The sequence below is a fragment of the Pseudarthrobacter sp. NCCP-2145 genome, from assembly GCF_023708005.1.
GTDB classification, from domain to species: domain Bacteria; phylum Actinomycetota; class Actinomycetes; order Actinomycetales; family Micrococcaceae; genus Arthrobacter; species Arthrobacter oxydans.
In genome coordinates this window covers 1-10194 of record NZ_BRCG01000039.1, presented here as the reverse complement: position 1 = coordinate 10194, position 10194 = coordinate 1, and the positions used below count along the sequence as shown (strand labels likewise).

Annotated in this window: 12 protein-coding genes; 7 read left to right on the top strand and 5 right to left on the bottom strand. The window is 66.0% G+C overall.

The genetic code is table 11. The annotated features are described in order from the left end of the window. Window positions 1-560, top strand: a 560-nt coding sequence (locus tag NFU08_RS20620; protein ID WP_397426314.1) for an ankyrin repeat domain-containing protein, incomplete at its 5' end; no start/stop codon positions are given. Between the two features lie 11 nt (window positions 561-571). On the opposite strand, the gene NFU08_RS20615 is transcribed toward NFU08_RS20620, so the two are convergent. From NFU08_RS20615 to NFU08_RS20605, 3 genes are read right to left on the bottom strand one after another with little or no spacing between them, the layout of a single operon-like run. After that, window positions 572-1762 (bottom strand): acetyl-CoA acetyltransferase, encoded by a 1191-nt coding sequence (locus NFU08_RS20615; protein WP_251425907.1) that lies wholly within the window; start codon window positions 1760-1762, stop codon window positions 572-574. Continuing rightward, window positions 1759-2430: a CoA transferase subunit B gene (locus tag NFU08_RS20610; protein WP_174180912.1), complete on the bottom strand. Its 672-nt coding sequence runs from the start codon at window positions 2428-2430 to the stop codon at window positions 1759-1761. Before NFU08_RS20610 ends, NFU08_RS20615 begins: the two co-directional genes overlap by 4 nt. Before the next feature lie 33 nt (window positions 2431-2463). After that, a complete protein-coding gene (locus NFU08_RS20605; protein WP_174180914.1) occupies window positions 2464-3195 on the bottom strand; it encodes a CoA transferase subunit A in 732 nt (243 codons plus the stop codon). 176 nt (window positions 3196-3371) lie between these two features. Here NFU08_RS20605 and NFU08_RS20600 point away from each other — a divergent pair, with 176 nt between their 5' ends. Next, window positions 3372-4169, top strand: coding sequence for an IclR family transcriptional regulator (locus NFU08_RS20600; RefSeq protein WP_251425905.1), 798 nt, complete (start codon window positions 3372-3374; stop codon window positions 4167-4169). A gap of 3 nt (window positions 4170-4172) precedes the next feature. Here NFU08_RS20600 and nadE read toward each other — a convergent pair whose 3' ends face one another. After that, window positions 4173-5027 (bottom strand): ammonia-dependent NAD(+) synthetase, encoded by an 855-nt coding sequence (nadE, locus tag NFU08_RS20595; protein WP_251425903.1) that lies wholly within the window; start codon window positions 5025-5027, stop codon window positions 4173-4175. Between the two features lie 74 nt (window positions 5028-5101). Between nadE and pyrE the strand changes: the two genes are divergently transcribed. The 4 genes from pyrE (at window position 5102) to NFU08_RS20575 (ending at window position 8438) form a co-directional block, all read left to right on the top strand. After that, window positions 5102-5686: an orotate phosphoribosyltransferase gene (gene pyrE / locus NFU08_RS20590; protein ID WP_174180927.1), complete on the top strand. Its 585-nt coding sequence runs from the start codon at window positions 5102-5104 to the stop codon at window positions 5684-5686. A gap of 128 nt (window positions 5687-5814) precedes the next feature. Further along, window positions 5815-6582 carry a GAF and ANTAR domain-containing protein gene (locus tag NFU08_RS20585; RefSeq protein WP_251425901.1) on the top strand — a complete coding sequence of 256 codons (768 nt, stop codon included), beginning with the start codon at window positions 5815-5817 and terminating at the stop codon, window positions 6580-6582. A gap of 111 nt (window positions 6583-6693) precedes the next feature. After that, window positions 6694-7314: a hypothetical protein gene (locus tag NFU08_RS20580; RefSeq protein ID WP_174180931.1), complete on the top strand. Its 621-nt coding sequence runs from the start codon at window positions 6694-6696 to the stop codon at window positions 7312-7314. Window positions 7315-7397: 83 nt separating this feature from the next. After that, window positions 7398-8438, top strand: a complete 1041-nt coding sequence (locus NFU08_RS20575) for an alpha/beta fold hydrolase (protein WP_174180933.1) — start codon at window positions 7398-7400, stop codon at window positions 8436-8438. Window positions 8439-8446: 8 nt separating this feature from the next. On the opposite strand, the gene NFU08_RS20570 is transcribed toward NFU08_RS20575, so the two are convergent. Continuing rightward, a complete protein-coding gene (locus NFU08_RS20570; RefSeq protein WP_251425900.1) occupies window positions 8447-9277 on the bottom strand; it encodes an HAD-IIA family hydrolase in 831 nt (276 codons plus the stop codon). Between the two features lie 83 nt (window positions 9278-9360). Between NFU08_RS20570 and NFU08_RS20565 the strand changes: the two genes are divergently transcribed. After that, complete coding sequence (locus NFU08_RS20565) at window positions 9361-10080, top strand: TrmH family RNA methyltransferase (RefSeq protein WP_397426309.1); 720 nt, start codon at window positions 9361-9363, stop codon at window positions 10078-10080. Window positions 10081-10194: the final 114 nt, after the last annotated feature.

The window sequence follows — 10194 nt, the reverse complement described above, 5'->3', positions numbered from 1 at the left end:
CCCCCGAACAGCCCCCGACGGAGGTGCCCGCCCCGGCACCTCCACCGGCACTGTCCGCCACGGAACAGGCGCAGCTTGACCGGGAACTTATTGCCGCCGCCAAGGCAAACAACGCGCCACTGGTTGCCGGGCTGATCGGGCGGGGCGGCAACGTCAACGCCAGGGACGCCATCCAGGACTCCGCGTATCTCTTTGCCGGAGCCGAAGGCTTCAATGAGGTACTCCGGTTGACACTGGCGGCGGGTGCGGATGTTGCCAGCACCAACCGCTACGGCGGGACGGCCCTGATTCCCGCCAGCGAGCACGGCCACGTGGAGACGGTGCAGATCCTGATCGCGGCCGGGGTGCCCGTGAACCACGTCAACAACCTGGGCTGGACGGCAATGCAGGAGGCCATCCTGCTCAACAACGGCGGCCCGCGGCAGCTGGAGGTGGTGCGCCTGCTCCTGGAGGCCGGTGCCGACCCGGACATCCGCGATCCGAAGGGCCGAACCGCCCTCCAGAATTCGGAGCGGCTGGGTTTCGCGGAGATCGCGGCCCTGATCCGGTCCCGCAGCTAAAACTGCCCGGTCTAGACGGCCTCGAGGATGCTCACGTAGTTGGCGATGCCCACTCCGCCCATGTTCTGGACTGCGGCCCGGCGGGGGGTGGCAAGCTGCATGCCGCCGGCGGTTCCGGTGAGCTGCATCGCCGAGATGACGTGCTGTGACACTCCTGTAGCGCCCACCGGGTGGCCCTTGGCCTTCAGCCCGCCCGAGACATTGATGGGCAGCTTGCCGTCCTTGAAGACCCAGCCTTCGTCGATGGCCCGGGCTCCCTGGCCCGGCGCGGTCAGGCCCATGGCCTCGTACATGAGCAGTTCGGCGATGGTGAAGCAGTCGTGCACTTCGGCGAAGTCCAGGTCCGCCAGTTCGACGCCGGCCATCCCCAGCGCGCGCTGCCAGGACACGCGGGTGGCGGCGAAAGCGGTCGAGTCCCGGCGGGCCGCCGGAAAGAAGTCGTTGGCCTGGCCGAACCCGGCGAGGCGGACCGGGGCAGTGGCGCCTCCCGTAGGGGACACGGACAGCACGACGGCGGCGGCGCCGTCGGACACGGGGGAGCAGTCGGTGCGGCGCAGGGGATCGGCAACCATGGGGTTCTTGTCCGACACGGTGCGGCAGAACTCCTCGCCGAGGTCCTTGCGGAGCTGGGCATAGGGGTTGTCCACGCCGTTACGGTGGTTCTTCGCGGCGATGGAGCCCAGGACGTCACCCAGGTTCCCGTCGCCGTACCGCTTCCCGTAGTGCTTGGCCACCTCGGCGAAGAGCCCGGTGAAGCCGGTGGTGGATGCTTTGCCGGCCATGTCGTAGTCCGCACCCAGCAGCCCGGCCCCTACGACGTCGGCCCCGGCATGCGTCATCTTCTCGGCGCCGATCACCAGCACCGTCCTCGCCGTGCCCGCGAGCAGCGATTTCGTGCCCTGCTGGAACGCGGCGGACCCTGAGGCGCAGGCATTCTCCACCCGCGTGGCGGGAACGTTGGCCAGGTCCGGCGAGACCTGCAGCGCCAGCGAGGACGGGAAGGCGAGGGGCATCATGCCGGAGTTGAACTGGCCCACGTAGATTTCATCGATCTGCCCGGGCTCAATACCCGCGCCGGCAATGGCCTCGGTGGCCACCTGGACGATCAGTGACTCCAGGGTCTCGTCCGCCAGCTTGCCGAAGCGGCTGTGCCCCCAGCCGGTGAGCAGGACGTCCTTTCCGAACTGTTCCTGCAGGCTCATGCCGCCACTTCCTTGTTGTCCAGTTCCACGGTGAACCCTGTTCCGGTCTTCTCCCGGATCTCCTCCACGGTGACCCCGGGTGCCAGGCGGGTGAGGGTGAGTTGCCGCCTGCCGTCGTCGTCCTTGACCAGGTCAAACACCGCGAGGTCGCTGATGATCCGGTCCACGCAGTTCAGCCCGGTGAGCGGCAGGGTGCACTCCGTCACGATCTTGGCCGTGCCGTCCTTGGCATTGTGCTCGGTAAGGACCACCACGCGCGGGGTTCCGGCCACCAGGTCCATGGCCCCGCCCATGCCCTTGACCATCTTGCCGGGGATGGTCCAGTTGGCCAGGTCGCCCGCTCCGGACACCTGCATGGCGCCCAGGATGGCAACCTTCACGTGGCCGCCGCGGATCATGCCGAACGAGGTGGCGGAGTCGAAGATGCTGCCGCCCGGGAGTACGGTGACCGTCTGCTTGCCGGCGTTGATCAGGTCCGCGTCCTCCTCGCCCTCGTAAGGGAAGGGGCCCATACCCAGCAGCCCGTTCTCGCTTTGCAGGACCACGCGGACGCCGTCCGGCAGGTTGTTGGCCACCAGCGTTGGGATGCCGATGCCCAGGTTCACGTAGTCGCCGTCGTTCAGTTCCTCGGCCGCAATCGCGGCCATTTCATCCCTGGTCCAGGCCATGGGGTTCTCCTTTGTCGGTAAGTAGGGGGAGGGTCAGGCCGGCACGGCTTCAGCCGCTGTACGGCGTGAAGCCGGACGCACCGTACGCTGCTCAATGTCCTTGACCCGGTCCCGGGCCTGCACCAGTCGCTGCACATACACGCCGGGGGTGACGATGTGGTTGGGATCCAGGTTGCCCGGTTCCACAATCACTTCGGCTTCGGCGATGGTCAGGAGACCGGCGGTGGCAACGACGGGATTGAAGTTCCGGGCGGTGTAGCGGTAGATAAGGTTTCCGTCCGTGTCTGCGGTGTGCGCATGGACAAGCGCGACGTCGGCGCGGATGGCGCGCTCGCGGACGTACGTTTCGCCGTCGAACACCTCGTGCGGCTTGCCTTCGGCAACGAGGGTGCCCACTCCGGTCCTGGTGTAGAAAGCGGGGATGCCGGCTCCGCCGGCGCGGAGCCGTTCTGCCAGGGTGCCCTGCGGGGTGAACTCCACCTCCAGCCGGCCGGCCAGGTACTGTTCGGCAAACAGTTTGTTCTCCCCAACATAGCTGGCGATGACCTTGCGCACCTGGCCCGCATCGATGAGGATGCCCAGGCCTTTGCCGTCCACGCCCATGTTGTTCGAGACCACCGTCAGGTCCTTCGCTCCGGAGTCCCGGACGGCCTCTATCAGATCCGCGGGGATCCCGCTGAGGCCGAACCCGCCCACAGCGAGTGTCATGCCGTCCCGCAGGACGTCCTCCAAGGCAGTAGCGGCAGTGGACTGAAGCTTTGTCATGACTCTCCTCATCGAGCATCCGGCCTTATCCACTTTGTGGACAAGGAGTCTGGAAGTGGACACTATGAGGGATTGAACGGGGTGTCAAGACGCATCAAATGACCCAAATAGGGGCCCTTTCACACTGTGGACGGTACGATAGGGCCCATCCATATTGTGGACATTAAAGGGGAAAAATGAACTCTATGCCAGTGCAGGGAGCCCAGGTGGTGAGCCGGATTGCAGCGTTGTTACGGCTCGTGGGCCGGGGCGCGGAAGGCATGGCGCTCGCCGGCCTGGTCAAGGAATCCGGCCTCACCCGGCCCACCGTGCACCGCCTCCTCTCCTCGCTAGCCTCGGAGGGGCTCCTGGACCACGACGCCGTCTCCGGCAACTGGGTGCTGGGTCCGGAGATCCTTTTGATGGGATCGGTGGCATCAGCGCGGTTTCCCCTCGAGGACATCGCCCGGCCCAGCCTCCGCCGGCTTGCCGAAGCCACCGGCGAGAGCGCCTTCTTTTCCATCCGCCGCGGCTCCGAAACCGTGTGCCTGCTGCGGGAGGAGGGCAGTTTCCCGGTGCGGTCCTTCGTCCTGCACGAGGGGGTGCGCTTCCCGCTCGGCATTGCCTCGGCGGGCGCGGCGATCATGGCCTTCCTACCGGAAGCCGAGCAGGAAGAGCTGCTCGCCCGCTGGGCGGAGCATGCCGGTTCCTTCGCCGTCTCCCACACTGTGGAGCGGGTCCGGGCCAACCTTGCCCAGGCCCGGCTGGCGGGCTACTCGGTTAATCCGGGCCTCGTCCTGGAAGGGAGCTGGGGAATGGGCGCAGCGGTGTTCGATACCTCCGGCAGGCCCGCCTGGGCGCTCTCGCTGACAGGCATCGAGCCGCGCTTCAAGCCCGAGCGGCAGGCGGAACTGGGCAGCCTCCTGATGGCCGAGGCGCACCGCATCACCCAGCAGCTGGGCGGAGCGGGGGAGAAGCGGCGCCCGGCCCGCTGAACCCTACAGCCCGGCGCGGGGCTCCGTGGAACCCTGGTGCTTCCACCAGGTATCAAAGATGGTGACCGGAACAGTGCGCTTGTGCCGCGTGCGCAGGTACTTTTCCTCGATGGACGCAGCCGCGGATTCAGGCACGTCCCGGCCTTCGAGGTAGTCGTCGATCTGGTCGTAGCTCAGGCCGAGTTCGTCCTCGTCGGTGCGGCCCGGCCTGTCGTCCAGCAGGTCCGCCGTGGGCACCTTTTCCCAGACCCGGGCGGGGGCGCCGAGCTCGGCCAGCAGGGCACGGTTCTGCCGCTTGTTAAGGCCGAACAGGGGAAGGATGTCCGCGCCGCCGTCGCCGTACTTGGTGAAGAAGCCTGTCACGGACTCTGCGCCGTGGTCCGTGCCGATGACCAGGTAGTTATGCTCTCCCGCCAGGGCATACTGGGCGATCATGCGGGTGCGTGCCTTGGTGTTCCCCTTGTGGAAGTCGGAGATTTCCGAGCCCACGGTCTTCTCGAACTCATCCTCGAACCCGTCCACGGCAGCCGAGATGTTGAACGTCCACTGGGTCTTGGGCTGGATGAAATCCAGGGCGGCCTGGGCATCCTCCTCGTCGTGCTGGACGCCATATGGCAGCCGTACCGCCACGAAGTTTGCCTCCACCCCTTCGGCCTCGAGCTCTTCCACCGCCAGCTGGGCCAGCTTCCCGGCCAAGGATGAGTCAAGTCCGCCGGAAATGCCCAGGACGAAGCCCCTGGTGGAGGTGGCCTTAAGGTAGTCCTTCAGGAATGTGACGCGTTTGCGCACCTCCCCGGCGGGGTCGATCCGGGGCTGGACGCCCATTTCCTCAATGATCTTTGCCTGGAGTTCGCGCATATGGTCCAGACTAGCCAGCAGCGGCGACGGGCCTCAAGCATCCACACCGGCTTGCCCGCACTAAACTGGAGACCATGACTTCCCCCAGTGACACTGCAGTGGATACTGCAGCCGCCCGCGCCCGACTGCTGGAACTGATCAAGGAACTCGCCGTGGTCCGCGGCAAGGTAATCCTGTCCAGCGGAGCCGAGGCGGACTACTACATCGACCTCCGCCGGATCACGCTGCACCACGAGGCCTCCAGGCTGGTGGGCCGGGTGATGCTTGCCCTGGCGGACGACGCCGGCATCGACTTTGAGTGCGCCGGCGGGCTCACCATGGGCGCGGACCCGGTTGGTACCGCGGTGATGCATGCCGCCGTGGACGCCGGGCGGACTGTCGATGCGTTTGTGGTCCGCAAGGCCCAGAAGTCCTACGGCATGGGCCGCCAGGTGGAGGGCCCGTCCGTGGAGGGCCGCAACGTCCTGGTGCTGGAGGACACGTCCACCACAGGCGGCTCCGCGCTGACGGCGGTGGAAGGCGTCCGGAAGGCCGGAGGCAACGTGGTGGCCGTGGCCGTCATTGTGGACCGGGACACCGGAGCCAAGGAAAAGATCGAGGCCGAGGCCGGCGTGCCCTACCTGTTCGCGTTCGGCAAGGACGAGCTCGGCCTGTCCTGAGCCGCGTTCGTCACCACGGTGCTTAGGTCCGACGGGCCGGCTGCGGCGGCCGCCGGCCCGTTGGACCGCAACGCGGGGCTGTTCTATCATTTGCGATAACCCCTCTTCCCGTACGGAGAACGTGCACCATGCTCCCCCCTGAACAGCCCCTGAGCACCACCGACCAGGTCCAGAACCTCATTTTGGAAAGTGCCGACTTCGAAGACTTCCTCAACGAACTGGCGCGTTTTTCCGCCCACCAGATGGCCGGCGACGGCGACGACGCACTGTGCGGCATCACGCTCCTTCGCGACCGGAAGGCCGCCACCATCGGCTGGAGCAGCGATTCGGCCAGGGAAGTGGATGAGATCCAGTACTCCCTCGCTCAGGGCCCCTGCCTCACGGCGGCCAAGGAGGAACGCGAAGTCAACGTTCCGGACCTGTTTGAAGAGAACCGCTGGGGCCCCGACTACGCTGCAGCCGTTGCCTCCCACGGGCTGCGCTCCGTGCTGTCCCTCCCTTTCAACCTCCACGGGGAGGCGAAGGCGGCGCTCAACCTGTACTCGGACGCCCCGCACAAATTCGATGAACGTGCCGTTAAGAGGGCGCGCGAGTTCACCCGCGAGATCTCCCAGGCGCTCCGCCTGGCTGTGCGGTTCTCCCTTCACGCCGACAGCGCCGCCAACCTCCGCGCCACCCTGGAGTCCCGGACCATCATCGACCTCGCCATTGGCATCGTGATGGCCCAGAACAGGTGCAGCCAGGAAGCCGCAGTGGCCATCCTCACCGAAGCCTCCAGCAACACCAACACCAAACTCAGGGACATTGCCAAGTCCCTGGTTGACTCGGTGGGAGGCGTTGGAAGCCGCACCCACTTCCAGGAGCCCGGAAAGCGGCAGGCCGACCAAAGCGCATAGCCGGCAACCAGCCCACTTCCTTGTTACTGACGGGTTGTGCCGGGCTTCTGCGGGGGGTTACGCTTACCGAGGTTGAGCCGTCGGCCATAGACACCCTCTTTTGGAGTACCTATGGACCGCGCATTAAATGCATTCGTTAACCTTGATGTCCCCGCCGACGTCGTCCGTATCGATATCAGGGGCAGCCTGAACCAAAGCTCCCGCCCTGAACTCGTGCACATCATCCGTCGCGTCCGCCGGATGGGAATCCGCTCCCACGTCCGCGTTGACCTCTCCGCGGCCGAGAAGGTGGAGTCCTCCGCCCTTGCCGGCCTCCGGAGCGACCTGAACGCCATCGATAGCGATACGCTGCCGGGGATATACGGCAGCGGGGTTTCATTGGCTTTTTCCCCGGGCCCGGAAGAATGGGCCGCCCAGCCGGACCCGCAGCAGCCGCTGGCACTCATCGACATCCTCACCGACATAACGGAGGACGGAGAGGACTTCGCCGACGGGTATCCACTGGTGCCCACCGGCCGCCTGGAAGAGTTGTGCGGCCGGCCGCTGGAGGAGTACTCGGATGCGGAACTGCTGACTGCCAGCGACTGGATTTTCGCCCTGTTGGACACTCCCGGAGCCTTTGCCGGGCCGGACCTGCTGGGCCGGTACAACGACATCGGCCTGGAGTTCCGGCGGCGCCGGCAGGAGGACTCGGTTCCCCTGACTGCCTCGGAGGGCCAGGCGGCCAGTTGAGGGGTGCCGGCTGACCGGGCGTCACTCAATGGTTACACCCGGATTCTTGCGGCAGCGTCTTCGGGTATGCCTACGGTAGAGGCGTGCCGTATGAGGGGGAGGTAAGTCCGCAGGGCCGGCCCGGGATCCCTGGGGCCAGGCTGCTGGCAGAAGGTGCTGCCCTCAAACAGTTCTCACGGCGGGGATTCCTGGCGGGCACGGGTGCTGCCGGACTGCTCGCGGCAGACATGCTGCTGACCCGGCAGGTGCAGGCACAGCGCCGCACAGACCGGATCCTCACTGTTGCTGACGACTTCGCCGACACCTACTACCCGGACGCCAGCTGGTTCCTGTTCCCCGGATACAAGACCAGCTGGGAGGAATCGCAGTGGATCCTCAACTCGCTCCGCGGGGCCCTGAACAAGCGGGCACAGCTGGCTGCGGTGGGTTACTCCAACCAGGGCCTGGATATTGACGACATCGTCATTGCCGTCATCGAGCATGTCCGGGCGCGGAAACTCACGAAGCTGTTCTTCTACGGCCACAGTTTCGGCGGGATGGTGGCCACCCAGGTTGCTGCACGGCTCCTGGAAATCCACGGTGTGGAGGTTCAGTTCATCGTGCTGGACTCAAGTCCCTACAGCAAGCACGATGTCCTGGACCAGAGCTGGTTCGACGGCGTGGTGTTCCTGTACGAGCGGGGCTTCCGGTTCCCGTCGACCCTTCGTGGAGGGTATGAGCTTGGGGAGCGGGTCATCCACAAGGACGAGCGGAGCTGGCGGCAGATCCTGGACCAGACCCTCGAACAGCTGTCCCCGATTGCCCCCTCAAGCCTGCTGATCCAGTCCGAATCGGCCTACATCTACCACTTCGACGGCAGCAGGTTCGCCGGCAAGCTGGGCAGTGCCAAGATGGCGTACATCGGCAACCCCCGGGACCGCACAGTCCGCTACCAGACAGCGGTGGAGGCCTGGGCCGTGGCGTTCAAGGCGAACATGGTCTCGAGCAGCCTTCATACCGAAGGCGCCAGGCCGGCCCACGCAAGCCCCGGATGGAACCCCAACGTGTACCGGCCGGTCCTTGAACAGCTGCTGGACGAGCACTTCCCGCTGCCCCGCGGCGGATCCCGGGTGACAGTCTTCTAGCGCCCCTGCTAGATCTGGTTCTTCAGGTCGGCCACGGAGTTCAGGACCTGGTTGGGCCGGAACGGGTATGAACCGATGTCGTCGCGCTGGGTGATGCCGGTCAGGACCAGGACGGTGTGCAGGCCGGCTTCCATGCCCGCGATGATGTCCGTGTCCATCCGGTCCCCGATCATCGCCGTGGTCTCAGAGTGGGCATCGATCTGGTTCATGGCCGAGCGGAACATCATCGGGTTGGGCTTTCCCACAATGTAAGGCTCGCGTCCGGTTGCCTTGGTGATCAGCGCCGCGATGGCTCCGGTGGCCGGCATGGGGCCGTCCTTGGACGGCCCGGTGGCGTCCGGGTTGGTGGCAATGAAGCGGGCCCCGGCCAGGATGAGGCGGATGGCCATGGTGATTGCCTCAAAGGAATAGGTGCGGGTTTCGCCGAGCACGACGAAGTCCGGGTCCTGGTCGGTGAGGATGAAGCCTGCCTCGTGCAGCGCCGTCGTAAGTCCTGCCTCACCGATGGTGTAGGCGCGGTTTCCTGATCCGGAACCTTCCACCTGGTTCTTCAGGAACTGGGCGGTGGCCAGGGCCGAGGTCCAGATGTTCTCTTCCGGGACCTCCAGCCCGGACGCGCGCAGCCTGGCGGCCAGGTCGCGGGGGGTGAAAATGGAGTTGTTGGTGAGCACCAGGAAGCGCTTGGACGTGTCCACCCAGCGCTGGATGAGCTCGGCGGCGCCGGGAACTGCCTGGTTCTCGTGGACCAGGACACCGTCCATGTCCGTGAGCCAGCACTCGATCTCCTGGCCGCTGCGGTATACCGCCGGTGATCCCTTGACCTTGTCCTCGACTGCCATGCCTACCTCCGCCTGTGATGAAACGCCGTAATGATTGCCCGAAGAGTCCAGTCTAGTGTTGAGGGGTGAACCAAACGCCCGGCATGACATCCGAACCGCAGCCAGAACCCGGGGAGACTCCCGCGGAGCCCGGGCCCGCGGAGACGCACGCTGAAAAGGCGGAGGTCGGCGTCGGGCCTTGGGAGGGTGAAGTGCCGGAAGGGGACCACTGGGATCCCGATCTCCTTGCCGACGGCGACCGCCGCAACGTGCTGGACAAGTACCGGTACTGGAAGCACGAGGCGATCGTGGCGGAACTGGACTCGCGGCGCCACAACTTCCACGTCGCCATCGAGAACTGGCAGCACGACCTGAACATCGGCACGGTGGTGCGCACCGCCAACGCGTTCCTCGCGAAGGAAGTGCACATCATCGGACGACGGCGGTGGAACCGGCGGGGCGCCATGGTCACCGACCGCTACCAGCACGTCCGCCACCACCCCACGGTGGAGGACTTTGTGGCCTGGGCGCATGGGGAAGGGCTGGCGATCATCGGGATCGACATTTTCCCCGATTCGGTTCCGCTCGAGACCTACGAACTGCCCCGGGACTGCGTCCTGGTGTTCGGCCAGGAAGGACCCGGGCTGACGCCGGAAGTCCACGAGGCCGCCGAAGCCACCCTGTCCATCGAGCAGTTCGGCTCCACCCGGTCCATCAACGCTGCCTCCGCCGCGGCCATCGCCATGCACGCCTGGGTGCGCCGGCACGTGTTCAACCAGCACGTGGGGCGTAATCCGGAACACTCTTTGGGCGTAAATGACTAGCGGTCCAGCGCTGCTGTCGCGCCGTGGTGGGAGAAGGTTGTGCGTGCCTCGGGGGTTTCGTCTGTGGCGGTGGGCGCATGCCGGGGCGGATCATGGAGGTGTCTGTCACGGTTG

Bases quoted from the DNA above. Each gene is read 5' to 3' on its own strand.
- NFU08_RS20615 (WP_251425907.1), bottom strand. From the start codon at position 1,762: ATGAGCCTGCAGGAACAGTTCGGAAAGGACGTCCTGCTCACCGGCTGG.
- NFU08_RS20610 (WP_174180912.1), bottom strand. From the start codon at position 2,430: ATGGCCTGGACCAGGGATGAAATGGCCGCGATTGCGGCCGAGGAACTG.
- NFU08_RS20605 (WP_174180914.1), bottom strand. From the start codon at position 3,195: ATGACAAAGCTTCAGTCCACTGCCGCTACTGCCTTGGAGGACGTCCTG.
- NFU08_RS20600 (WP_251425905.1), top strand. From the start codon at position 3,372: ATGAACTCTATGCCAGTGCAGGGAGCCCAGGTGGTGAGCCGGATTGCA.
- nadE (WP_251425903.1), bottom strand. From the start codon at position 5,027: ATGCGCGAACTCCAGGCAAAGATCATTGAGGAAATGGGCGTCCAGCCC.
- pyrE (WP_174180927.1), top strand. From the start codon at position 5,102: ATGACTTCCCCCAGTGACACTGCAGTGGATACTGCAGCCGCCCGCGCC.
- NFU08_RS20585 (WP_251425901.1), top strand. From the start codon at position 5,815: ATGCTCCCCCCTGAACAGCCCCTGAGCACCACCGACCAGGTCCAGAAC.
- NFU08_RS20580 (WP_174180931.1), top strand. From the start codon at position 6,694: ATGGACCGCGCATTAAATGCATTCGTTAACCTTGATGTCCCCGCCGAC.
- NFU08_RS20570 (WP_251425900.1), bottom strand. From the start codon at position 9,277: ATGGCAGTCGAGGACAAGGTCAAGGGATCACCGGCGGTATACCGCAGC.
- NFU08_RS20565 (WP_397426309.1), top strand. From the start codon at position 9,361: ATGACATCCGAACCGCAGCCAGAACCCGGGGAGACTCCCGCGGAGCCC.